This is a genomic window from Flavobacterium psychroterrae, assembly GCF_018380615.1.
Lineage (GTDB): Bacteria > Bacteroidota > Bacteroidia > Flavobacteriales > Flavobacteriaceae > Flavobacterium > Flavobacterium psychroterrae.
Genome location: NZ_JAGYVZ010000009.1, coordinates 165,206 through 188,235, shown reverse-complemented (window position 1 = coordinate 188,235; position 23,030 = coordinate 165,206). Strand labels below are relative to the sequence as shown.

At 34.6% G+C, this 23,030-nt stretch carries 24 protein-coding genes; 7 read left to right on the top strand and 17 right to left on the bottom strand.

Annotated elements, in window-relative coordinates:
- Positions 1 to 32 precede the first annotated feature (32 nt).
- A complete protein-coding gene (locus KHA90_RS11525) occupies positions 33 to 1,151 on the bottom strand; it encodes a LytTR family transcriptional regulator DNA-binding domain-containing protein (RefSeq protein WP_213299531.1) in 1,119 nt (372 codons plus the stop codon).
- 268 nt (positions 1,152 to 1,419) lie between these two features.
- On the opposite strand from KHA90_RS11525, the gene KHA90_RS11520 reads away from it, so the two are divergent.
- The 5 genes from KHA90_RS11520 to ku all read left to right on the top strand — a co-directional run bounded on the left by KHA90_RS11520 (position 1,420) and on the right by ku (position 5,572).
- Positions 1,420 to 2,376: a heme-binding domain-containing protein gene (locus KHA90_RS11520; RefSeq protein WP_213299528.1), complete on the top strand. Its 957-nt coding sequence runs from the start codon at positions 1,420 to 1,422 to the stop codon at positions 2,374 to 2,376.
- Positions 2,377 to 2,378: 2 nt separating this feature from the next.
- On the top strand, positions 2,379 to 2,852 hold the full coding sequence (locus tag KHA90_RS11515) for a hypothetical protein (protein ID WP_213299525.1): 474 nt from the start codon (positions 2,379 to 2,381) through the stop codon (positions 2,850 to 2,852).
- Between the two features lie 34 nt (positions 2,853 to 2,886).
- Entirely contained in the window at positions 2,887 to 3,648 is a 762-nt protein-coding gene (locus tag KHA90_RS11510) for an alpha/beta hydrolase (RefSeq protein WP_213299522.1), read from the top strand.
- Positions 3,649 to 4,420: 772 nt separating this feature from the next.
- Complete coding sequence (locus KHA90_RS11505; protein WP_213299519.1) at positions 4,421 to 4,789, top strand: SpoIIAA family protein; 369 nt, start codon at positions 4,421 to 4,423, stop codon at positions 4,787 to 4,789.
- 12 nt (positions 4,790 to 4,801) lie between these two features.
- Entirely contained in the window at positions 4,802 to 5,572 is a 771-nt protein-coding gene (gene ku / locus KHA90_RS11500) for a non-homologous end joining protein Ku (protein ID WP_213299515.1), read from the top strand.
- On the opposite strand, the gene ligD is transcribed toward ku, so the two are convergent.
- The 4 genes from ligD to KHA90_RS25630 all read right to left on the bottom strand — a co-directional run bounded on the left by ligD (position 5,569) and on the right by KHA90_RS25630 (position 9,486).
- The gene (ligD, locus tag KHA90_RS11495) at positions 5,569 to 8,268 is read right to left on the bottom strand and encodes a DNA ligase D (RefSeq protein WP_213299512.1); all 2,700 of its coding nucleotides are present in this window, start codon (positions 8,266 to 8,268) and stop codon (positions 5,569 to 5,571) included. The genes ku and ligD overlap by 4 nt on opposite strands.
- Positions 8,255 to 8,737 carry a hypothetical protein gene (locus KHA90_RS11490; RefSeq protein ID WP_213299509.1) on the bottom strand — a complete coding sequence of 161 codons (483 nt, stop codon included), beginning with the start codon at positions 8,735 to 8,737 and terminating at the stop codon, positions 8,255 to 8,257. Before KHA90_RS11490 ends, ligD begins: the two co-directional genes overlap by 14 nt.
- A gap of 113 nt (positions 8,738 to 8,850) precedes the next feature.
- Complete coding sequence (locus KHA90_RS11485; protein WP_213299506.1) at positions 8,851 to 9,342, bottom strand: hypothetical protein; 492 nt, start codon at positions 9,340 to 9,342, stop codon at positions 8,851 to 8,853.
- Between the two features lie 18 nt (positions 9,343 to 9,360).
- Positions 9,361 to 9,486: a hypothetical protein gene (locus KHA90_RS25630; protein ID WP_262899359.1), complete on the bottom strand. Its 126-nt coding sequence runs from the start codon at positions 9,484 to 9,486 to the stop codon at positions 9,361 to 9,363.
- Between the two features lie 639 nt (positions 9,487 to 10,125).
- Between KHA90_RS25630 and KHA90_RS11480 the strand changes: the two genes are divergently transcribed.
- A complete protein-coding gene (locus tag KHA90_RS11480) occupies positions 10,126 to 10,584 on the top strand; it encodes a response regulator (protein ID WP_213299503.1) in 459 nt (152 codons plus the stop codon).
- 36 nt (positions 10,585 to 10,620) lie between these two features.
- On the opposite strand, the gene KHA90_RS11475 is transcribed toward KHA90_RS11480, so the two are convergent.
- Positions 10,621 to 13,899 (bottom strand): CheR family methyltransferase, encoded by a 3,279-nt coding sequence (locus tag KHA90_RS11475; RefSeq protein WP_213299500.1) that lies wholly within the window; start codon positions 13,897 to 13,899, stop codon positions 10,621 to 10,623.
- A gap of 178 nt (positions 13,900 to 14,077) precedes the next feature.
- Between KHA90_RS11475 and KHA90_RS11470 the strand changes: the two genes are divergently transcribed.
- On the top strand, positions 14,078 to 14,326 hold the full coding sequence (locus KHA90_RS11470; protein ID WP_213299497.1) for a hypothetical protein: 249 nt from the start codon (positions 14,078 to 14,080) through the stop codon (positions 14,324 to 14,326).
- A gap of 61 nt (positions 14,327 to 14,387) precedes the next feature.
- Here KHA90_RS11470 and KHA90_RS11465 read toward each other — a convergent pair whose 3' ends face one another.
- The 11 genes from KHA90_RS11465 to KHA90_RS11415 form a co-directional block, all read right to left on the bottom strand.
- On the bottom strand, positions 14,388 to 14,762 hold the full coding sequence (locus tag KHA90_RS11465) for a response regulator (protein ID WP_213299495.1): 375 nt from the start codon (positions 14,760 to 14,762) through the stop codon (positions 14,388 to 14,390).
- A gap of 377 nt (positions 14,763 to 15,139) precedes the next feature.
- Positions 15,140 to 15,649: a 4'-phosphopantetheinyl transferase family protein gene (locus KHA90_RS11460; RefSeq protein WP_213299492.1), complete on the bottom strand. Its 510-nt coding sequence runs from the start codon at positions 15,647 to 15,649 to the stop codon at positions 15,140 to 15,142.
- The gene (locus KHA90_RS11455; RefSeq protein ID WP_213299489.1) at positions 15,646 to 15,900 is read right to left on the bottom strand and encodes an acyl carrier protein; all 255 of its coding nucleotides are present in this window, start codon (positions 15,898 to 15,900) and stop codon (positions 15,646 to 15,648) included. The genes KHA90_RS11460 and KHA90_RS11455 overlap by 4 nt, the downstream gene beginning before the upstream one ends.
- A 4-nt stretch (positions 15,901 to 15,904) precedes the next feature.
- Complete coding sequence (locus tag KHA90_RS11450; RefSeq protein ID WP_213299486.1) at positions 15,905 to 17,179, bottom strand: beta-ketoacyl-[acyl-carrier-protein] synthase family protein; 1,275 nt, start codon at positions 17,177 to 17,179, stop codon at positions 15,905 to 15,907.
- Positions 17,176 to 17,613 (bottom strand): 3-hydroxyacyl-ACP dehydratase FabZ family protein, encoded by a 438-nt coding sequence (locus tag KHA90_RS11445; RefSeq protein ID WP_213299483.1) that lies wholly within the window; start codon positions 17,611 to 17,613, stop codon positions 17,176 to 17,178. The genes KHA90_RS11450 and KHA90_RS11445 overlap by 4 nt, the downstream gene beginning before the upstream one ends.
- A 239-nt stretch (positions 17,614 to 17,852) precedes the next feature.
- Entirely contained in the window at positions 17,853 to 18,905 is a 1,053-nt protein-coding gene (locus KHA90_RS11440; RefSeq protein ID WP_213299480.1) for a type III polyketide synthase, read from the bottom strand.
- A complete protein-coding gene (locus tag KHA90_RS11435) occupies positions 18,902 to 19,615 on the bottom strand; it encodes a methyltransferase domain-containing protein (protein ID WP_213299477.1) in 714 nt (237 codons plus the stop codon). Before KHA90_RS11435 ends, KHA90_RS11440 begins: the two co-directional genes overlap by 4 nt.
- Positions 19,616 to 20,743 carry an NAD(P)/FAD-dependent oxidoreductase gene (locus tag KHA90_RS11430; RefSeq protein WP_213299474.1) on the bottom strand — a complete coding sequence of 376 codons (1,128 nt, stop codon included), beginning with the start codon at positions 20,741 to 20,743 and terminating at the stop codon, positions 19,616 to 19,618.
- 105 nt (positions 20,744 to 20,848) lie between these two features.
- Entirely contained in the window at positions 20,849 to 21,766 is a 918-nt protein-coding gene (locus KHA90_RS11425; protein ID WP_213299471.1) for a hypothetical protein, read from the bottom strand.
- Between the two features lie 58 nt (positions 21,767 to 21,824).
- Entirely contained in the window at positions 21,825 to 22,418 is a 594-nt protein-coding gene (locus KHA90_RS11420; protein WP_213299468.1) for a hypothetical protein, read from the bottom strand.
- A 57-nt stretch (positions 22,419 to 22,475) separates the two neighbouring features.
- Positions 22,476 to 23,027, bottom strand: a complete 552-nt coding sequence (locus tag KHA90_RS11415; RefSeq protein ID WP_213299465.1) for an eCIS core domain-containing protein — start codon at positions 23,025 to 23,027, stop codon at positions 22,476 to 22,478.
- Positions 23,028 to 23,030: the final 3 nt, after the last annotated feature.

Below are 23,030 nucleotides of genomic sequence, written 5' to 3'. Positions count from 1 at the left end.
GAATATTTCAGTTTAGAAATATTCCTTTTTTGCTATTTGTTAAGCCACGCTTTAAACTCAGCAGCTTTGTTTTTACTAATAATCACATCAATTGCTGATTTTGGAACAACTTCAATCTTCAACTGATTATTACCATATTTGAGGATTTTATCTATCGATTTTATTGCCAGAATAAATTGTCGGTTGGCCCTAAAAAATATTGTATTGTCTAATTCGCTGTAAATTTCATCTAAACTGCTGTTGCTCGTTGATACTTTTCCGTTTACATCTTTCACGTAAGTGATTGTGTTTTCCATGTACACATAAGCGATTTGGTCAATTTCGAGCGTGACAATTTCGTTTTTCAAATGTGTCAGAATTCTTTTTTTATTCGAAGGAATAACCGAAGTTTCCGGAGTTTTTATCTGATCATTTAACTCTAGTTTTGATTTGTAGTTTGTTAAATCATAATTGAGTTTTGATAAGCTTAAAACTTCATTCACCAGATTTTCGTTTTTCTCTTCGAGTTTTCTTTCATATCTACTTCCGAAAAGGCGAATCATAAAAAAAGAAAGCAAAACAATCAAAGCACCGGTGCCAATATAAACCAGAATAAAATAAAATTTAAGGTTTTGTACCTGGTCGTTAATGCTTTTCAGGTTGGCGTGCGAAGCGATAATCCAGTCTGTATTTTTAACAGGATATAAATAAATAATTTCCGTTCCGTGATCAGGATTGCTAAAACGCCTTATGCCGCCGCCTTCGGTTTTATTTTTTAAATAGTTATAAAAGTCCTCAGGATTTACTTCGTCATGGGTTTTAGAAATATACGATTCTTCAGGAAGTGTCATTGCGCCAATTCTTGCTGGATTAGGATGGCAAATTTCTTTTCCTGTTTGATCAAACATACAAATAAAACCCGTTTGCGTGTCGGTTTTTTCAATGCTGCTTTGTACGTTATTAATGATTACCTTTCTGTCAGGATTCTGTTGAGCCTGATACGAAATCAGATTCGCCATTTCTTTGGCTTCTCTTTTACTGGACTCAATCTGAATTTTTAGAAATTGTTCTGTACTCAAACCTACCAAATAATTCATACTAAAATATCCGCAGATATAAACAACAACAAGTAATGATAAAAATGTAAAAAGATAAAGTCTGTCTTTTTTCATGGGAAAATTTTCTATTAGCGAGCCAAATTTAATTAATAATAAGTTTAGAAATTGATAATCAAAATTTCTTTCCATTCTATTTATTCCCTTTTAAGTTCTTTTTTTCCCTTTCGCGCACTTTTCTTTGATTTCAGGCGCTTTCCATGCCTTTATTTGCACTATAAATTTTTAGACAGATAACATTTTACCTGAAAATATTTTGAATTTCCCAACTATAATATGGGAACATTATTAAAAAGGTATTCTAAATTAAATAAAAAGGAATCCTATGAAAAAGCACAAATGGTATAAAAGAAAGGTTGTCATAATCTCTTTAGGAATTTTGTTTGCAGTTGTTTTAGCAATGCAATTTTTTCGTCCGGTTATTATAAATCCACCCGTTACCGGAAATGTAAAAGTGCCTCATGAAGTTCAGGTGATTCTCAAAAACTCCTGTTACGATTGTCATTCTAACGAAACTAATTTAAGTTGGTACGATAAAATAGTTCCGGTTTCGTGGCTGGTGGCACAACATATAAAAAAGGGAAGGAGCGGACTTAATTTTTCTAAATGGGATGAATTATCTCCGGCTGATCAAAAAGCAAAACTTTGGGAATCCATCAACCAGATTTCTCATGGAGCAATGCCTTTAGATAGTTATACATTGGCACATCCTCAGGCTAAAGTATCACAAAAGGATATTAAAGTACTTGAAAACTATATATGGAGTCTCAGAGTGAACAACAAACCTCAGGACACATCAAAAATAAAAGCGCTAAATCATCAGACAGAAGCTGTAAAGAAAGCTCAAAAACTGGCTCAAATTCCAAAAGCGCCTAACGGAATTGCCTATATCGCCGATTATAAAAACTGGGCGGTCATAAGTACAACGCAACGACTGGATAATGGAACAATGCGAATTATTTTTGGGAATGATATAGCGATGAAAGCCATTAAGGAAAAGAAAATTAGTCCGTGGCCCAACGGATCTATTTTAGCAAAAGCAGCATTTGATGAAATCGAAGATACAGACGGAAATATTTCTCAAGGCGCTTTTAAACAAGTAGAATTTATGGTCAAAAATGATAAGAAATACCAGAAAACAAACGGTTGGGGATTTTCACGATTTAAAACTCCGGAAATGGTTCCGTATGGCAAAAACGCCAATTTTGTAATCGAATGTATGAATTGCCATCAGCCAATGGAGAAAAACGATTATGTATTCACGCTTCCAATACGTCAATAAATATGAAAACGATAACTTATTTTACAGGAATCATTGCTTTATTTTTTCTTATTGCCTGTTCGGATAAAGAAAATCAAACGGTTTTAAATAATGAAGCGTCACTTCCGGACGCGATGCTGAACAAGGTTGCAGGCTTAAAAGTCATTAATTCTTCCATCAATAATAAAAAACATACAACTGCATTATTGTACGGAAACCAACAAACAATTCAACGAATAAAAGGCAATGGTTTGCAAATGCAAAAAGGCGAAAAATTAGTCTGGATTACCTGGCATCAAAAATCAGATCCTAACTGGATTGGGGCAATTATTCCCGGGAAATTAATTTCTATCGAAATAGTCAAAACCGTTTCCGGAAAAGAAAATATAAATTATCAGAAGTTTGAAGGAAATGCAATGCAAATCCAAAATGATACTCTGGGGAATCACAACCAAATAGAAACAATACTCAAACAAAAAATGGCGATTCTGCCATAATTATAAATTCAATAAACACTAAATAAATTAAAAAATGAAAACAATTAAAATTTTAGCTTTCGCACTTTTGGTATCTTTTAGTACCATTACAATGTATTCACAAGAAACAAAATCAAATAAACCAACTATCATTTTCGTTCACGGAATCTGGGCAGACGGATCTTCATTCTCGAACCAAATTGTCGCTTTACAAGCAAAAGGATATCCGGTAATTTCGGTTCAAAATCCCGTAACTTCATTGGCAGATGATGTTGCTGCTACAAAAAGAGCGATCACACAAGCAAAAGGAGATGTGATATTGGTAGGTCATTCATGGGGAGGTTTTGTGATCACGCAAGCCGGAAACGATCCTAAAGTAAAAGGTTTGGTGTATGTTGCGGCTTTGGTTCCTGATTTAGGAGAAACACTTCCAAGTTTGTCTGCTCAAGGTCCGGCAGTTACACTTAGTAATTATTTAGAGCCTGTAGATGGTTTTCTTTATTTGTCTAAAGAAGGCGTGAAAACTGTATTTGCACAGGATTTAAAAGAAAAAGAGCAAAACCTGATTTTTGCTACACAAACTCCCGCAGCGCAAGGTGTATTTGCAGACAAAAGCGGAATTCCGGCATGGAAAACGAAACCAAGCTGGTACATTTTAGCAAAAAGCGACAAAGCAATTAGCCCGGATTTAGAAAGATTCATGGCAAAAAGAGCCAATGCTAAAACAACAGAAATCGAAGCAAGTCACGTTGTAATGCTTTCTCACCCAACAGAAGTACTTAAAATTATTGAAGAAGCAGCGACAGCAAAGAAATAAATAATTAAAAAGGTTGATTATAAAAGCTCTGAAATCATAGATTTTGGAGCTTTTTTGTTTTTCAAGCTCCATCGGAGCGATTATAATTATAGAAATTCAATATTAGTGTGTAAGATTAGCTCCGGCGAAGCGACATATTTATAGCATCCGGCGGAGCGACATATTTATAGACGACATATAATTCTTTGGCAATTTTATATATCACCCCGATGGGGTTCTTGCATCTCGTTTTTTCATTTTCTATAAATATATCATCCCGATGGGATTAATTTATGCGTTTTTAAAGCAAGCTTCATAGGAGCGTTATATATTATGGCAATTTGATATATCACCCCGCTGGGCTTTTTGTTGTACATTTTTCATTTTCTATGAATATATCACCCGCTGGGGTTCTTTCGTATCGTTTCTCGATGTTTCTATAAATATTTCATCCCTCCGGGATTAATTTATGCATTTTGAAGCAGGCTCCATCGGAGCGTTATATTTATAGCAATTAAAAAAATCCGTTTTTATCAGCGTTTTCGCTTTAGCGAATCAGTAAAATCAGCGTCTGATTTTGACGCGGATAAAACAGATTTATTTTGTAAAAACGCGGATAAAAACGGATTTTGATTTGCAAATACTCCCGCCGGAATAAAAATTTAACTATTGAAGTTTTATAAGAACATCAAGGAATCGTGTAAAATTATGTGCTCATATCTGAATTAATTTTAATCTTCTGTAAATGAATGAAATGATTCATTATTAATTAAATAATTCAACCCTAATTGTTATGATACATAAGATAGAAACAGCAAATAATTTAATTGCTTTTAGAGCGCTCGGTCAGGTAACAACAGCTGATTTTAAAAGTGTTGTATTGCCGGAAATCGAAGGTTTGTCGAAACAATCCAACGGAATCAATTTTTTGTTTGCCGTGGATACTGATATTCAAAATTTTACCGAAAATTCGTGGCTGCAAGATGCTGTTACCGGATTGAAACAATTTGAAAACTGGAACCGGGTTGCCATTGTTTCAGACTCTGAAGAGGCAAGTTTTGGTGATGGATTTACATTTAATACAACCGGAGAATTCCGTGGATTTAAAAAACTGGCTTTCAATAAAGCTTTAAAATGGGTTGAAGGAAATCAAAATATCTAAAAAACAGACATTATGAGATCAATTTGGACAGGATCAATCAGTTTTGGGTTAATAAATATTCCCATTAAAATATTTTCTGCCGTGCAGGAAAGCAGTATTGACATGGATATGCTGGATGAAAAAGATCACTCCAACATCAAGTTTAAAAGAGTAAACGAAAACACCGGCAAAGAGGTCGCTTTCGCCAATATTGTAAAAGGCTACAAAATCGATGATAAATATGTGATTCTTGAAGATGCAGATTTTGAAGCTGCAGATGCTGAAAAAACAAAGACAATTGCCATTCAGAGTTTTGCTTTAGAAAAAGAAATCAATAGCATTTACTACGAACAACCGTATTATCTTGAACCTGATAAAGGCGCGATGAACGCATATGCTTTGCTTAGAGACGCGCTTGAAGCATCAGGAAAAGTAGGAGTGACGAGTTTTGTTTTGAGAAACAAGGAAAGTCTGGCGATTTTAAAACCTTATAAAAATGTGATTTTGTTAAACAGAATCAGATTTGATCAGGAAATCAGAGATCCAAACGAATTAAAACTTCCTCCGGCTTCAAAAAAATCGACTAAAGAAATGGATATGGCCGAAAAATTAATCGATCAACTGACCGAAAAATTTGATATCAGTGCTTATAAAGACGAATATACTGCGAAGCTTATGGAAATAATTAAAAATAAAGCCAAAGGCAAAAAACAAGCGGCTCCAAAATTAAAAGTCGTTCACAAACAAAGCGACGACTTAATGGCAATGTTAAAAGCAAGTCTGGATAAGAAGAAATCTTCTTAATCCAGACTTTTGCTTTCCAGCTTTTGCAATATCTTTTTAATATTGGCACCTTTTCCTAAAACAGGCTTCCATAAGTCTCCTTTTTTCTCAAAACGTTTCATCACATTTTTAATAGTGAATTGTGACGGATGCAATTTTGAATTTACTTCGTCCCATTCTAATGGCGTTGAAACCGTTGCGCCCGGTTTAGGTCTAACAGAATAGGGTGCAGCAAGCGTTTGTCCGCGTCGGTTTTGTAGATAATCGATGTATATTTTGTGGTTTCTTTTCTTTATACTTCGTTCTAAAGAAGTTGTTTCCGGTAAACGCGATTGTATTTCGGTTGCTAATAATTCTCCGAAAATTTTAATCGAATCATAATCATATTTCGCGCCAAGCGGAATATAAACATGCAACCCCGTAGCGCCCGAAGTTTTGCAATAACACTCCGTTTCGAGTTCGTCCAGAACTTCTTTTACCGTTAAAGCCGTTTTTACAACCTCGGTAAAATCATCTTTTTCAGGATCAATATCAATTACCAGCCAATCCGGATTTTCAACATGTTTGATAGTCGAATTCCACGGATTCATTTCAATACAGCCTAAATTCGCCATATAAAGTAAAGTTGGTTTATCGTTACAAATCAGATAATCTAAATATTCATCATTAGATTCTGAAAAAACTTTCTTGGTTTTAAGCCAGGACGGAACTTTGTCAACATCTACATCTTTTTGATAAAAACTAGGGCCGTTGATTCCGTTAGGAAAACGGTTCATCGATTGCGGACGATCCTTTAAATACGGCAAAATCAAATCAGCAACTTCATTATAATATTGCACAATTTCGCCTTTTGTAATGTTATCATCCGGAAAATAAACCTTGTTTTGATTGGTAAGATGCAAAGTGGTTTTTCCGATTTTTAAATCATAATCATTTTCCATTTTATTTTTTGGTTTTTCAGTGATACTATTCTCATTTTCTTGCTTCTCACTTCTTGCTTCTTCTCTAGTCTCTTTTTTAATATCTTTCTGCGGTTCGTCTTTCATCTCTCTTCTTGCTTCTTTTTTAGGCTTTTCAGCCGAAGTTTCCATTTTAATATTCGAAGGCAAAAAAACTTCGGCTGCTTTTTTATCAATTCGTAAGCCCAGATAAACAGGATGTCTTAAATGTTTGTCATTCGTCCACTCAGAGAATTTTATCTGGCAAACCAGTTTTGGTTTTACCCATTGAATTTCATCTCTGATATTTATTTTTTCGCTAAGCGGAGATTCATTTACAAATAAAGGTTCCAGTTTGGTGTACAATTCCTTAAGCGTTGCATCATTAAACCCCGTCCCGCATTTGCCTATAAACTGAAGGCGTTTGCCATAATATTGCCCAAGCAGGATTGCGCCAAAATATTTTCTTGAATTCTTAGGTTTGGTTACGCCAATAATAATGGCTTCTTCCTCATTTGCAATTTTAATTTTCAGCCAGTCATTACTTCTTCTGTTAGGAGAATAAATACTGTCGGCTTTTTTAGCAATTATTCCTTCGGTTTTGTTTTTTATCGCGAGTTCAAATTGTTCAATTCCCTTTTCTACAGTATGTTCCGAGTAAAAAACATTAGTAAAATCATATTTATTGAATAAGATTTTGAGCAATTCTTTTCTTTCCAGCAAAGACAAATCAGTGATACTATTTCCGTCTAGATTTAAAAGGTCAAAAACATAATATTTTAAAGTTCCCAATCCCGTTTTAATGTAGTTTTGAAGCAACTGAAAATTTGCTTTCCCGTTTTCATCTTCAACTACAACTTCACCATCTAAAACCGCAACGTGATCTATTTTTTTGAGTTCATCAGCAATGGGTTTAAAATTGGAATTAAAAGATAATTCATTTCGGCTAAACAATTGTACTTCAGTAGAGTTTATTACAGAAACGGCACGATATCCATCGTATTTATTTTCGAAAACCCAATCAGAATCATCAAAAGGTTCTTCTTTTATATTTGCCAGCATTGGTTTTATAAATGAAGCAGATTCAATAGTTGAAGATTTTCTTTTTTTTGACGGCTTTTTTTCGTCAATTTCTTCTTCAGATTCATCTTCAATTATTTCTGCCGATTTTTGCTTTGTTTTTTCTTTCGTTTTTTCTGCTGCCTTTTTAGAATTTTTTTCCAGCTCTTCCAATGATCTTTCGGATATAACCGATTTGTCTTTTTTCAGAATATCAGTTTCAGTTGCTTCTGAATCTTGTTTTTTGATTAATAACCAGGCATTTTCCTGTTTGCCTTTCAGTTTTATCAACGAGAATTCTCCTTTAAGTTTTTTTCCTTTTAGAATAAAACTTAAATGTCCCTTTTTAAGATCTGCCAGTAATTTTTTCTCTGCATTTTCTGATGGTTCATCGGGCGTATACGTTCCGTTATCCCATACAATGACATTTCCGGCGCCATAATTTCCTTCCGGAATTGTGCCTTCAAAATCTTTGTAGCTGTAAGGATGATCTTCAACCATCATTGCCAGGCGTTTATCATCCGGATTCATTGATGGACCTTTAGGAACTGCCCAGCTTTTAAGAACGCCATCTATTTCAAGTCTAAAATCATAATGCAAATGTGATGCGGCGTGTTTTTGCACCACAAAAATCAAATTGCTTGCTGATTTTTCCACTTTCCCTTTGGGTTCTTTGGTTTGTTTAAAATCTCTTTTCTGATTGTATTTAGACAGTGACATATGCTTTTACAAGTATTAAAATGGTTAATGAAAGGTGGTAAACAAGAGTTGCAACAAGTCCGAAAACGATATGGGCGAGAAGCAACTGAAAATAATAACCTTTAAAATCGATTTCCGGTTGATGGTTGCTTAATTTAAACATAATCATCCAGCCTATAATGCCTATTATCCCGCAGACAAATCCTAATAAAAAGCCGCTTAAAAACGAAACCGGCAAAATATTGTTTATCCATAAATAGTAATAACCAAGTACAAATAAAAGACCGATGAAATAATGCAGTAACCACGCTAAAACTACTTTTGTTTTAGGTTGTACTTCAATATTTAGTTTTGTAAGCATAAAAGTGAGTAAAACAGGCTCTTTGTACAATTCGCGAAAACTCGCCGATGCGGCATAACTAAATAATGTCATTGCCGATGTTGCTGCAATTGAAACTATTAGGAGCTGTATAAAAATATAAATATCCATAAGTAGTTGTTTTTAATAGCTTTATAATTTGTGGTTAAAAAGTAAATAGGGGTTGGGTTAAAATAAAATAAACCATTGCCGCAGCGAATGGTTTATTTTATAAAGCAAAGCGCTTAAAACTTTCTGGGATTATTCACGGGATCTTTTTCTTCCAGATCCTGATCAATATCGTATTCCTGATCCAGTTCGTCTCTCGAATTATCACTGGCTAAACTCTCCGGTTCACGATCATTTTCGTCGTAATCTTCAACAAGATCATCGTCTAAATCGCTTTCGTCCAGATCATCATCTTCTTCCCAATCCTGGTCTTCATCGAGATCATCATCTTCTTCAAAAGTATCTCTATCCAAAGCATTAGAGAGTTCATCGTCTAAATCCTCTTCTTCTGCAGTGAAATCTTCGTCGTCATTTAGAATCTGATCATCATCAGAGAATCCTTCGTCAATACTCTTTTGATATTCATCTACATAACTTTCGTTATTGCTTTGATTTGCAGCATAAATATCATTTTCTCTTGTATCTGGGTTTTGGCGAATATCATCTTCAGAATGATAAAAATTACGGTCTTCCCGACCGTAATTCTCGTTGTTGTTTCCTGTTATCATATGTAATGATTTAAAGGTTTACTTCTTGTTTCCTGTCGTTTTTTTAGTATCAGTAGACTTTGTAGTACTTTTTGCTGTACTCGTTTTTTTGTCTGTTGATTTTGCACCCGTAGTGCCGCTGTTTTTTTGGTTTGAAGTGTTCATAATATTAGATATTAAATTAATAAATAGTAAAGTAATCTTTCGACTCAGCTGATTGAATGCTAAAAGATTAAGTTAAAATTAGTCTGAACATATCACATTTAATTATAAAATTTAAACGAGTACTTATATAATTATCAGCATCTTAGTTTTTTGCTATTAATAGAAATTATAATAATAGCCAAAGATGACATGAGTAAAATGATTAAAAAAGGTTTGCCACGAATTTCACGAATTTTCACGAATCAAATTATTGCCCACGGATTTTACGGATTAAAATGGTTCACGCGCATTTCATCTCATTATTGTCATCCTGACGAAGGAAGGATCAGACTTGTAACTCGTCAAAGATTGACTTATGTGCGCAGCTATTTAATGAGATCGTTTTCTGGGAATGACAATTTTCAATAAAACTTTAACACAGATGTCGCAGGTATAAAAAAACCTGTGCTGACCAGTATAATCCGTAAAATCCGTGGGCAATATTGCAAAATATTAACAATTAAAAATTTCCAAATGAAAATTATATAAACGCAAATAGAGATTTTGTAAGGTGTTTTTGGCTAAATTTTAAAATATTTACATTGTATTTTGTGTGTTACAAAGCTCACATTATCAATGTAGAATTTAAAGATAATGACTATGAATAGAAAAGGCCCAATTGTAATAATAGAAAATAAACAGGAAGATCGTAAATTATTTATTGAAGTTTTTGCAGAGTTAAACTACACTAATCAGATTATTTATTTTAATACAGCCGAGACGGCTTGTAATTATATGATTCGTCATGAAATTAAACCATTTTTGGTTTTCTCTGATATTGTATTGTTGAATGTGATGAATTATAAAGTCATGGAGGTTAACCCTGATAACGGAGTGGGGACATTGTTCAATTGTCCGTACTTGTTTTTTACAACACTTTTTGAACAAAGTTTTGTAATCGATCCCTATTCTTTACCTACGCACAGCTATTTTGTAAAGCCTTTTAATTATACAAAATTTAAAGAGGTTATAAAAACGGTTATAGATTACTGGAACGAACCTCAATCAATTGCCCAGTACAATAAAATAGAAATTAAAACAATTAAAGTTGAAGATTAAAAAAAAAAGATACCGTTATGGTATCTTTTTTTTTGATTATAAAGGCAAGTAAATATAAAATGAAGTACCTTGATTAATGCTGCTTACAACTTTTATAAATCCTTCATGATTCAATACAATTTTCTTGACTAAGGTTAGTCCTAAACCGCTGCCGTGATACTGGTAGTTACTGTGCAATCTAAAAAACGGATTAAATATTTTTTCTGAATAGTGCTGATCAAAACCAATTCCGTTATCAGTAATGCAGATTTTTACATAATTGATGTCTTTATCTCCACCAATTTCAAGAATTTCATCTGTCGATGGTTGTTGCGTTTCGATTTTAATTTCAGGAATAACCCCTTCTTTTGTGTATTTTATAGCGTTTAAAACCAGATTGTTAAAAAGCTGCTGGATTTGATACGGAATTACTTCTAATTGCGGAAATGGCAATACTGTTATTACAGCATTTTTCTCCAGAATTGTATCTTTTATATCTGACAGCGTTTTTTTCAAAAGCAAATTCAAATCTGTTTTTTTAAATTCTTTTTCTATAAAGTTAATGCGAGAATAGCTGATAAGGTCAGCAATTAACTGACTCATATTAGTAACTGCAAATAACATGCGTTCCAGATTGTGTTTACTGTTTTCGGATATATCCGGTTCATTATCAATAACTCGTTTGCAAAACATATGTATTTTACGAAGCGGTTCTTGTAAATCATGGCTTGCCGCAGCACTAAATGTTTCTAATTGTTCGTTGTGTGTTTCCAGCTCTGCATTTTTGATTGTCAGTAAATGATTGGCAGTAATTATTTCAGTAATATCTTCTATCGCCAGTAAAATCATTCCGGCAGGTTTGGCATCAATAATTTTTCGCGCATTGACCATCATGATTTTTTTACCAATTCCTTTGCAGGTTGTATCAACTTTAAAATCTTCAATAGATGTTTTTTCACCCTGCATTTTGGTAATCAAATTCCTGAATTCCGGAATATCCCATTGGCAATCCCCAATTTCAAATAAGGAATAACCTTCGGTTTCTTTTTCGGTAGTTTCAAAATATTTATAAAAAGCGGGATTAGCACTTTTTACAAAAAAGTCTTTATCGATAATTAATAAAGGTTCGCGAATGGTCTTAAAAATCGATTCAGAATAATTTCTCATCGAAATCAATTGTTCCTGACGATCCAGTAATTCATCGTTTACGCACATTAATTCTTCATTATTAGACTGAAGTTCCTCTGTTGATGTTTCCAGTTCCTCATTCATTGCCTGCAATTCTTCACTGCTGCTTAATAATTCTTCATTTGTAGTTTGTAATTCTTCAAAAGCCGTTTGCTGTTCCTCGGTTACACGCTTGATATCTTCACGTAATTGCGCTAACTCACTTTCAAGTTCATCAATACGAAGCAAATCGGTTTTTTTTCTTTTTAATTTAAGATCCAAATCCAAATCAGGAAGTGGTTTTTTATAGAAAAGAACCATAAGATGTTCCTCATCATTTGGGATAGAAACAACCTCAAAAGCGGCAAGATAGGATTGATCTTTTACGGCGATATTATCTTTAAATACATTTTTATTATCCTTTTTTACTTTCAAAATGGCATTGCGAAGTTCAAAACTAATGCCTTCACGAGCCATTTTTAAGATATTAAAATTAGGTTTTCCAGGAGATGGCAATAAAAACGAACTTGTATCTCCATGAAAATGAACAATTTCAAGATGATCGTTAATAATAACGCTTGCAGGAGTATATTTAAGGAACAAAATATCTGTTGCAATTTTTCTGAAATCGGTTTCAGGCATTTTTTTATTTTGAAGTTCGGTTTTTTCCCGCGAATTAATATTGGCCGGCTTGAATGCTTCAGGCACATAACGTCCTGCTGCAAACTTGCGGGTAAATATTTTTATTTGTTTCCCTAACGGATCAAATAAATTGGGTGCGTTGACAATAGTTTCTGATTGTCCAAGAAATAATATTCCTTTTTCCTTAAGGGAATAATGAAAGGAACTCAAAACTTTATTCTGTAAAAACGGATCAAAATAAATCAGCACATTTCTGCACGAAACAAGATCAATTCTTGCAAAAGGCGGATCTTTAATAAAGTTATGGACCGCAAAAATACACATATCGCGAATTACTTTATTGATGTGATAATGTCCATCACGTTTTGTAAAATAATTTTGAAGCCTTGACGGAGAAACATGTTGGATATCCTGAGCAGAGTAAATAGCTGTTCTGGCTTGTGCAATACATTTCTCTGAAAGATCCGAAGCAAAAATTTGAACCTTTATATCCTTATTGTTTTTTTCGACAAGATATTCATGAATGCTGATCGCGAGAGAATACGCTTCCTCACCGGTCGCACATCCCGGAACCCAAACACGCAGATTATTATTTACTGTATTTTGAATTAATTGCGGAAAAATAATACTTGGCAGAGATTCAAAAAATTTAGTATCACGAAAAAAGTACGTAACCGGAATCAGGAAATCATTGAATAATGCTTCCTGTTCGGCTTTATCATTTCGTAATAAATTATAATAATCCTGAAGTGATTCCTTGCGAACAACAACCATTCTTCGGGCAACTCTTCTTCTGATGGTAGGTTGTTTATAATGACGGAAATCATTTCCTGTTCTTAAAAAAACAAGATTAAGGATTTGCTGCAAAGTTTCCTCTTCACTTTTAGGAATATGCTCTTCATCAGTATAACCGTAATTGGTTGTGTAACTTTTATATATTTTTAATAGTTGTTCCGCTATAGCTTCCGGCGCCAGGACATAATCAGCAACATCTGCATCAATCGCATTTTGAGGCATTCCTTTAAAAGCCGCTGTGTCAGGATCTTGTGCAATGGTTGCGCCGCCCAATTCCTTTATTTTTTTTAAACCATATGTTCCGTCAAAAGCAGTTCCTGATAAAATTACGCCAATTGCAAATGTCGTATGTATTTCTGCCAATGAATCAAAAAAGATATCTATGGTTGCATTTTTGCGTTCGGCACGCGTTTTTGTGTGTAATTTCAAAACACCGTCTTCGGCTACTAAATTGTTATTCTCCGGAATAACATATATATTATCCGGAGCAAGATTAATGTCATTAACAATTTCATGAACAGGAATTTGTGTGTGTTGAGATAATATTTCGGTTAAATTACTCGAATGGTCAGGAGATAAATGTTGTACAATCACGTACGCCATTCCGGAATCTTTAGGGATTTCCTGAAGTAATTTTTTGAAAGCATCCAGCCCTCCGGCAGATGCTCCAATTCCCACTACTGGGAAATCCTGCTTTCTATGTTCAGGTTGTGTTGTTTCAGGAAGTTTCATGTAAGCTTGTATTTAAATCAAAGATAGGAAGTCTTTTACTATTAAAAGAAAGTCTTTCTGTGAAAATGGAAATGTTATAATAATTTATTATTAAAAATGTAAGATTATGTTTTCAATCTTTTTAAAATTTACGATATAATAATTTAATAGAATATTTAATTACTTAAAAATCAATATTATGAAAAATTTATTTGTAACAATTGCAATGATTGGGATCGTAAGTTTTGCCACCGCGCAGGAAACTCCTAAGTCGAAAAAATCGAAAACACAGTCAGATACGATCGTAAATAATCGTACGAAAACTGAAAAAAAATCAACGACTCATAAGTCAGAAACACACACAAATCCTACGACTAGTAAAAAGAAAAGTACCACTACAACAACTCGTAAAGATACTGTTTCAACAAGTCCAACAACACCAAATTAATGTTTTGGAAGCCATAAGTTGTTTTTCTACTGCCAAAAGACCTGTACATCAGGTCTTTTTTTTAGGTCAAAGACTTTAAAAGATTTTTTAACGAACTAAAATCATTAGGCTTAATATAATAGTCAATTGCGCCTAAAAGTTTTATCTGATTTTTTATTTCGGTAGTAATCGAAGTTGAAAATATTATAATAGGTATATGACTAATATTTTCCTTTTTTTTGATTTCGGCTAATAGCTCAATTCCTGTCATAATAGGCATATTAATATCAAGAAAAATAAGATCAGGGCGAACTTCTTGATTTACAAGTTGCTGTAAAGCATGTATTGGGTTATGAATTGCAGTGTACGCCGCGGTAGAAACTTCTTCGAGAGCTTCAGAAAAAAAATCACAATCATCATAATCATCATCAATTTGTAAGATATTTTTGTATTTCATGATTGTAAATTAATGTGTTATTCGGTTTTGATATTATCATTTAAATGTGGGATGTTATAATTGCAAATAACAACTACGCAATTATAAAAAGTCTCGAAAAGTTTTATTTGCAGTATAAAAAATAAGAGAAAGTTGAAGAGTCAGATTTTGTCATAAATATTTGATTGTAAGCGGTTATAAAAGATAGTTATTACAAACTAATTTCTTTAGAAAAATTGTAAAAAAATTAATACAGTACTATTCTATTTTTTATAAATGTAGAATCATGACCTATCTTAGTTTTATATAATTTACTTTTTTAGTTACATAATTCCCATGTTTTAATACTAAATAAAGGTTTTTGGAATTATATATTTAGAATAAATCTTAAATAACTTTTAAAATGCTGGCCTGATGGTTACTACTTTTTCAAATTTACCATGATGACTAATAGAAACGTCCTGAAATGTATTTGATAGGGAAGAAGTTAAATACGGAATTCCGCTAATGTCTTTAATAATGTTTTTGTTTTCGATTTCAACTACATTATTTAAACTGTCTAGAGATTGTACGGCAATTGTGTGAAGAGTTTCCGGAGCAATAAATGTTTTGGTATAATAGCTATTTTCGGCACAATTGACAGTACCACTACTATAATCGTGATTTAGCGATATGATGGAGCAAATCAATTTTTGAGGAATATAAGCTCTGATTTTGGTTTGACGGTTATAAATTTTATACGCCGCTTCTTTCATGCTCCAAAGCAGCCAGACCATTATTTCAGGATCTGGTGCATTTGAAATCAATAGTTGTTCCTGACTTGTAAAGATTTTTTGGAGATAACCTTTTCTTTGCCAATTACTTTCTTTGCGTGATTGTATGATATCTATGACATCATTACCAATCATTTTGCAGCAAGTTTTGTTTCTATAATTTCTACCGAAGTTTTTACGTCAAGCATACGTTCCATGTCTGTATTATCAATTACAACATCAAAGGCTTCTTCAATATCCAGAATAATATCAACCAGATTAGCTGAGTTTATATTCAAATCATTAATAAAATCTGTTTCTTCGGTAAGATTGTCGTAAGCTTCCGTATTTGTAGTGTACGGCTTTATAATTACTTTTAGCTGAGCAATAAGTTCTTCTTTGTTCATATAATTATTTTTGAAATTTTTTAAAAATGATAGAGGCGTTTACATCACCAAAACCAAAACTTGCTTTGGCAATTATATCAGGATTGCTATTTATTGTTTTTAATGGCACTTTTAACGGATCAATTAAAGCGGTAATTTCCGGATGAAGATCTTCGCAATTTGTGTTTCCAAATATAAAACCTTCATGAAGCTGCAAAACCGTGGCAACACTTTCAATACTTCCGGCTGCGCTTAGGCAATGTCCCGTCATACTTTTTAAGGAGTTGATATGAGGGAAATCAGCACCTGATAATCCCAATGCTTTTGTCCAGTTTTCAATTTCGAGACTGTCTTTTGTAGTTGCCGTTAAATGTCCGTTTATGGCATCAATTTGAGTTGCAGCAATTCCGGCATTGTTCAACGCGCCGGTAATACAACGTTGAACGGCGGTACTATTTGGTGCCGTCATACTTCCGTTGCCACGCTGTCCGCCAGAATTTACATTTCCGCCTAATATTTCGGCATAAATTGTGGCTCCTCGTTCTAAGGCAGTTTCTAATTCTTCGATAACTAAAGCTCCGGCACCGCTTCCGGGAACAAATCCCGCTGCAGAACCGCTCATAGGTCGTGATCCTAACTCCGGATTATCATTATATTTTGAACTGCAAACGCGCAAAGCATCAAATCCCGCCCAAATATATGGTCCGCTATCGCCCGTGCTTCCTGCTAAAATTCGTTTTGCCTGTCCGGATTGTATGCGATCAAACGCCATCATAATAGCTTCGGTTCCTGTAGCACAGGCAGATGAATTTGTGCTAACCTGATTTCCAAGTCCCAGTTTTCCGCCCAGATAAGCACTCACGCCACTATTCATGGTTTGTGCCACAACAGTACTGCCAAGTCTGCGAACTTGTAATTCGTCTATTTTATAAATGCTTTCGCGGAATTTATCGATTCCGGATGTTCCGGATCCAAAAATAGTTCCGCTGTCCCAATCCGGATTTTCATTGTTTTCTATTGTTAATCCCGCATCTTTCCAGGCTTCGATTCCTGCAATAACGCCATATAAAATTCCGGTACTGTTAAAACCGCGCAATTCAAGTTCTGTAAAATATTGGGATTTTAGTTCATCAGATATTTGTGGCTGACCCGCAATCTGACAGGAAAATTGTAATTGCTCTAATTGAGCATCATGCCTGATTCCTGATTCGCCATTTTTTAAGGCTTTTGTAAACGCAGGAATTCCAACTCCGTTTGGAGCTGCTACGCCTAAACCTGTTATGACAACTCGTTTTTTCATAGTTTATTTGTAATCATACCCGCCAAAATGCCTTTGCAGACTTCTTGTCCGGCTTCGTTTGTCATAATTACATCACACTTCAATTTACCAAACCTGAAAAATGATTTTTGAGATGTTACCGTTACTTTTTCGTTAGGATAAACGGGTTTTAAAAACTGCATATCTGCCGATGTAAAAGCAATTACGGTTTCTTTATTAAATTTATCGCCAAGCAAATAAATCCCCAGACAAACCATACCAATCTGCGCCATAGTCTCTGTAAGGATTACGCCCGGAGTAACAGGATTATCTTTAAAATGACCCTTGTAAAAATCAAGATCTTCCTTAAAAGTAAACGTTCCGCTCACACTGTTTTCATCTGCATGCAACAATTCATCTACAAATAAAAAAGGTTTGCTGTAAGGCAATTGTGCTATAATAGTGTTCAATTCCATAATTTGTTTTATTTGACCGATTGATTTCTTAGTAAATATATTGTTATAATAAATTTAAAATAGTTCATATGGAATCCGCTTTTAATTGTGCGCGGATAAAAACGGATTTTTTCTTAATTAAAATAAAACTTCAATGATTTAAAATCTGTTTTTATCTGCGTTTTCGCGATAGTGAATCGGTAAAATCAGTATCTAATTTTATATGCAAGTAATTCAATTCAATAGATTTTTCTAAATAATTACCATTGTAATAAAACCCGTTGCGCCGAAAATCCAGGTCCAAAACTAAGCATCAATCCTTTTTCTCCGGCTTTAGGATTTTCATCCATTATGCTTTCTAAAACATATAAAACTGTGGCGCTCGACATATTTCCATATTGTTTGAGAACTTCTTTTGTAGCATCAATGTTTTTTCCTAATCCTGAAAAAAGGGCTTCGACTGTATTTACAATCTTTTTTCCGCCGGGATGAAAAATCATATGGTCGATATCCTTGATTGCTAAGTTATTTTTTTCAAGAAAAGGATGAATTATATCTTCAAAATGTGACGCAATCGTGTCCGGAACTTCAATATCCAAAACCATTTGCAATCCTGAATTCGTGAGTTTAAATCCCATCATATGTTCTGCATCATAAAAATGATACATTTCCTCATTTATAATTTCAGGACCATTATCGTCTTCATACGATGATAAAAGACAACATGCGGCTCCATCACCAAAAATTGCTGCACTGACAATATTAGGCATCGAAAAATCATCCAGCTGAAATGTTGCCGTAGGAGATTCAACCGCAATTACCGCAGCACGTTTTCCGGGATTTGCCTTCAGGAAATTCTTGGCATATATAATGCCTGATATTCCTGCAGCACAACCCATTTCGGTTACTGGCAGGCGCACAATATCTTGGCGCAATTTCATTTTATTGATAAGATAAGCATCTAATGACGGAATCATAATTCCGGTACAGCTTACCGTAATTATATAATCCAGCGATTGTGGATCCCAGTCTGCTTTTTTAAGTGCTTTTTCCAGTACTTGTTCGCCCAAAATAATCACTTCCCGACTATAAATATCGTTTTTATCTTCAAATGATGTTGCCGTAAAAACTTCGGCAGGATCCATGATAGAGTAGCGTTTGTCTACGGCGGCACCTTCAAAAATCTTTTTTACTTTTTTAATAAAACGTTCGTCTTGTCCGTGAAGCCATCCTTCCAGCATTGGGAGAATATCAGCCGTTTCGCGGGAATATTGTGGTAGTTGCTTTGCAACCGTTATAATTTTTACACTCATTTTTTAGCAATTATCCACTGGTAGCGAAAAGCCCATTTCCAGTTTATGGTATAGTTTTTAAAATTCAGTTTTTTTGAAAAGCTTTCTAACTCATTTTTCTTAAATCCTCTTAAAATAGATACTAATCCGTCTTCGCGCGACATTCTATTTAAATTAAAAATAATCCCAATCATTTTAAAAAGCCTGTATGCTAATTTGCTGCGATGTAAATCGTTAATTACGATCCCAAATGTAGCATTGTTATTAAAGATAGTAATTATATTTAATATTTCCTCATTGGTAAAATGGTGTAATGTAAGTGTGCACAAAACAATATCGTACTTAATCAGAGTAAAATCTTTGCTAAAAATATCCACACAGATATATTCAATATTAGCATATTGGGTGGATAATTTTCTGGCATAATTTATTGTAAAATCATTGGCATCAACGCCTATAAGTTTAAAATTCAGGTTGTTTTTTTGACCGTAATTTGCCAGCATTCGCAACATATCTCCATTGCCGCAGCCTATATCTGCAATTACAATTGTTTTTTCATCATCTGTTTTATTCAATAACGTTTTTATGCCGTGAAGCGTGAGTTTGTTGCCGCCCAATAACTGATTAATACTGGCAATTTTGTCTAATGCATCTTGTAATTCATTCCCCTCAAGAGAAAAATCGTCCATTATTTCAGTTTCCTGTGTTCTGTATTTCGTGCTTAATGCCATTTAATTGATTGCTATAGGTTTGCCGTGCGTTTGTTTGATTATTGTGGGTAATATTCCCGGAAATGATGCTACAAGGGCAAAAAGTACATTAGTAATGGTTTTATGAGTTAGGATTTTCGCCAGAATCCTGCCCATAAACAGTCTTTTCCCAAAATGGATATTCCATTTTCTGGTATAATTTTTTTCTAATAATTCGCGCGTTATTTTTTCATCAGAGTAATAATCAATAATTAATTCTGAGGCTATTTTTGCGCTGTGAATCGCCATTGCCATTCCGTTACCGCAAAGCGGATGAATTAGTCCCGCAGTATCGCCAATCATTAAGATATGATTTTCGACAGGCTGTTTTTTATCAAAAGAAATTTGGCTGATTGTAATGGGTTTATCAAAAAGGAGCGTACTATTATCAAAAACAGTTTTTAGATGTTTGTTTTTACACAATACATTAAGCTGATAATCCTCTATGTTTTTATATTGTTTAAAAGTGGTATAATCTGCCAGATAACAAATATTAATATTATTGTTTTCTACTTTAGATACACCGCAATAACCGCCTTTAAAATTGTGTAACGCTACAAGATCATTATCAAAATCTCCGGAATAATGTGCTTTTACAGCCAGCCACGGCGATTTTTTATGGATAAAATCCCTCTCTAAAACCTGATCGATATTAGAGCGTTTGCCAAAAGCGCCCAATACTATTTTTGCCGATAAAATTTGGTTAGGAGTTGTAACAGTAAACTCATCATCGTTAAAGCAAACACCGGTAACGGTTTCTTTAATAACGATGCATTTGTGGGCGAGTGCTTTTTGATATAAAAAATTATCGAGTTCATATCGGCTTACGCCAAAGCCACCTAACGGAAGTTTTGCAGTTGCAGTTTTTCCATTATTTGACGTAAACTCAAATTTAGAGATAGTAGTAGGATTTAGTTCCGAAACATCCAGGTCAAGCCAAAGCAAATAGGGGAGAATCTCATTCGAAATATATTCCCCACAGACTTTATGCCTTGGATATCCGGATTTCTCGATCAAGGTTACTTTTATTCCTTTTTGAGACAGATGTATAGCCGAAGTCAAACCCGCAAGTCCGCCACCAATAATTATTACATCTGTTTGTTTTTCCATATTACCAATTTAAGCATTAAATCTCAAATAATAACGATGGGAATATTAAGTTTATTTTTGATTTTGGAAAAAAAACAGCTGTAACATTATATATGAGTTTAGAAATTATTTTCTCGTACGTGGCGGACTAACGGATCTTCCTCTGTGTTTACCGGGATTCCATTCTTCATCAGCAGCTACTTCTTTTCCTCTTCCTCCGCGCACATAATCCTTATAGTCTTCGCGAAGATTGTGCGCCTTGTCAGCTTCTTCGATTTCTTTAGCAGTTGTAAATTTTGTGAGGCTATTTTTTGCGTAAGGAGGCTGCGCGCCATTGTTCATAGAGTATGCAATTGCTGTTTTAATTGCCTTGACAGGTTTTCTTATCGCTAAAACTATTTTTGCCCGATCACGGTCAAAAGAGCCATGCGCCAATCCGCGGCTGCCGTAAGTTTGTGTTTTTACAGATGTTGGATGCTGAAATCTCGAGCCCGGAACATGATGTCCCATGTGTGATGTAGGGAATCGAGCTCTGTCTGAAAGGCTTATAATGTCTTTTGCTGCTTTAAATTTGCCTTTTTGATGAAGAGTATGCGCATGTGCCAGCGTAACTGCGGTACTCATCATTTCATCCATTGCTTTATGCCCGTGAAAGTATCGATTAAATTTTTTAGCATCAACGACACCGCTTTTGCCAAACATACTTCGCGCCTTAGCAGATTGTCCAACATTACGCAAACCGAGAAGCTGGATTCTTTCGATTCTTTTAAGTGCTCTTCTGCGATATTTTCTGCGTCCGGCTCTTATTTTCGTTTTTTCCTGCAAATTACTTACTCTTTGAAAAACTTGCCGTCCTTGCGGAATTAACGATTTAAGGGGTGAAGACATTATAGTATTACTAATGGCCATCTTTCTTTGAACAATAGACTTCGGACGATTATCTACCAATTCCACTGCATGTTGCGAGGTTATGGAAGTTTTAGATAAACTAACGGGAACAGATTTAAAAACCTTTTGATGTATATTTTTTTCGTGCGTGTACATAAATTCCTTTTTATATTAGTTAACTTTCAAATGGAATAGTTAGAAAATATCTTTATTATTAACTTTTTTTCTCTTCTTTATGTTCTTCTTCCGCAGCGGCAGCGGCTGGAGCTGCATCTTCCTCTTCAGCATCTGAAGCTTCTGACTCAGATGATTCCCCATTTTTCAGGAAAAAATCATGTGCCAATTGACCAGATCCGTCGTTATTAGATGTTTTATGAACATTGAATCTACGTGGGGGACGGGCGGGGAGATGACGATGAGCTCTTGGTACTGATACTTCAATATCATGTCCACCGCCAGCAATTGTACTTTCTACGGTAGCATTTCCTGCAGTTAACTGCGCATGTGCGTGATCCATTACCGCTTGGCTTCCTTCACTAAATTTGCTTGCTTTCGCGCCTTTAACGTGTTTTGGAGGGATTCGAAATGCTGCGGATTTTAATCCGTAAGGACACACAGCAATACTTGCGTGCTGTGGATGGTTGTGTTGGCATAGCTGAACAACTTTTTCATTTGAATCAATTTGTTTCAGCTGAGCAACAGAGTTTGGACGATTATCCTTCAACTGTATTGCAGTGTTTTGATCATGTTTATGGCTGGCTGCAATTTGGGTTGTATTTTCTAAAGTTTTATTGTGATATGTGTTCATTTTCCTTTCTTTTTCTTATTATTTACATCTGTACTAAATCCGAGTTTTTCATTTCAATCAATGGGATGAACATCCTGCACATCCACATCCTGAATTATGTGCTGCGGCTTTTTCTTTTCGTTGCACGGTCAGGGCTTTTGCACCCATAAGATCAGCTTCACTTTCTAAACCCCGATCATCATTTATATTTACTTTACCTTTCATTTGCATGGTAGGTTTGACGCGTCCTTGTTTTTGCTGTACTATATGCCAGGCTTCATGAGGCAAATGTTTTTCTTGTCCTGAAGCAAGGTGAATTTCGGTTCCTTGTGCATAGGCGTGAGCCTGAAGCTGAGCGGGTTTGCCCGAGTTATAATGTACTTTTACGTTATCCATAGAATGTCCTGAAAGATTTTCTATTCCGGATTTTAAATTTTGGGGTAAACCCGTATTGTTCGCTTTTTTTTGAATAGGTTTAAAAGTAGATTCCTGACCAACAGCTTTTTTAAGAAGCATTTTTTGTGCAGAACCTGATTCTCTGTTATCTTTTAACTGAATGGCATTATTGTTGACATTTGCCGCACAAGTTTGCGTTTCATTTTTAGATAATTTTTCGTGTTGTTGTGCCATTTT

Excerpts from the sequence above, each read along its gene's own strand:
- KHA90_RS11525 (WP_213299531.1), bottom strand. The coding sequence starts at position 1,151 with ATGAAAAAAGACAGACTTTATCTTTTTACATTTTTATCATTACTTGTT.
- KHA90_RS11520 (WP_213299528.1), top strand. The coding sequence starts at position 1,420 with ATGAAAAAGCACAAATGGTATAAAAGAAAGGTTGTCATAATCTCTTTA.
- KHA90_RS11515 (WP_213299525.1), top strand. The coding sequence starts at position 2,379 with ATGAAAACGATAACTTATTTTACAGGAATCATTGCTTTATTTTTTCTT.
- KHA90_RS11510 (WP_213299522.1), top strand. The coding sequence starts at position 2,887 with ATGAAAACAATTAAAATTTTAGCTTTCGCACTTTTGGTATCTTTTAGT.
- KHA90_RS11505 (WP_213299519.1), top strand. The coding sequence starts at position 4,421 with ATGATACATAAGATAGAAACAGCAAATAATTTAATTGCTTTTAGAGCG.
- ku (WP_213299515.1), top strand. The coding sequence starts at position 4,802 with ATGAGATCAATTTGGACAGGATCAATCAGTTTTGGGTTAATAAATATT.
- ligD (WP_213299512.1), bottom strand. The coding sequence starts at position 8,268 with ATGTCACTGTCTAAATACAATCAGAAAAGAGATTTTAAACAAACCAAA.
- KHA90_RS11490 (WP_213299509.1), bottom strand. The coding sequence starts at position 8,737 with ATGGATATTTATATTTTTATACAGCTCCTAATAGTTTCAATTGCAGCA.
- KHA90_RS11485 (WP_213299506.1), bottom strand. The coding sequence starts at position 9,342 with ATGATAACAGGAAACAACAACGAGAATTACGGTCGGGAAGACCGTAAT.
- KHA90_RS25630 (WP_262899359.1), bottom strand. The coding sequence starts at position 9,486 with ATGAACACTTCAAACCAAAAAAACAGCGGCACTACGGGTGCAAAATCA.
- KHA90_RS11480 (WP_213299503.1), top strand. The coding sequence starts at position 10,126 with ATGAATAGAAAAGGCCCAATTGTAATAATAGAAAATAAACAGGAAGAT.
- KHA90_RS11475 (WP_213299500.1), bottom strand. The coding sequence starts at position 13,899 with ATGAAACTTCCTGAAACAACACAACCTGAACATAGAAAGCAGGATTTC.
- KHA90_RS11470 (WP_213299497.1), top strand. The coding sequence starts at position 14,078 with ATGAAAAATTTATTTGTAACAATTGCAATGATTGGGATCGTAAGTTTT.
- KHA90_RS11465 (WP_213299495.1), bottom strand. The coding sequence starts at position 14,762 with ATGAAATACAAAAATATCTTACAAATTGATGATGATTATGATGATTGT.
- KHA90_RS11460 (WP_213299492.1), bottom strand. The coding sequence starts at position 15,649 with ATGATTGGTAATGATGTCATAGATATCATACAATCACGCAAAGAAAGT.
- KHA90_RS11455 (WP_213299489.1), bottom strand. The coding sequence starts at position 15,900 with ATGAACAAAGAAGAACTTATTGCTCAGCTAAAAGTAATTATAAAGCCG.
- KHA90_RS11450 (WP_213299486.1), bottom strand. The coding sequence starts at position 17,179 with ATGAAAAAACGAGTTGTCATAACAGGTTTAGGCGTAGCAGCTCCAAAC.
- KHA90_RS11445 (WP_213299483.1), bottom strand. The coding sequence starts at position 17,613 with ATGGAATTGAACACTATTATAGCACAATTGCCTTACAGCAAACCTTTT.
- KHA90_RS11440 (WP_213299480.1), bottom strand. The coding sequence starts at position 18,905 with ATGAGTGTAAAAATTATAACGGTTGCAAAGCAACTACCACAATATTCC.
- KHA90_RS11435 (WP_213299477.1), bottom strand. The coding sequence starts at position 19,615 with ATGGCATTAAGCACGAAATACAGAACACAGGAAACTGAAATAATGGAC.
- KHA90_RS11430 (WP_213299474.1), bottom strand. The coding sequence starts at position 20,743 with ATGGAAAAACAAACAGATGTAATAATTATTGGTGGCGGACTTGCGGGT.
- KHA90_RS11425 (WP_213299471.1), bottom strand. The coding sequence starts at position 21,766 with ATGTACACGCACGAAAAAAATATACATCAAAAGGTTTTTAAATCTGTT.
- KHA90_RS11420 (WP_213299468.1), bottom strand. The coding sequence starts at position 22,418 with ATGAACACATATCACAATAAAACTTTAGAAAATACAACCCAAATTGCA.
- KHA90_RS11415 (WP_213299465.1), bottom strand. The coding sequence starts at position 23,027 with ATGGCACAACAACACGAAAAATTATCTAAAAATGAAACGCAAACTTGT.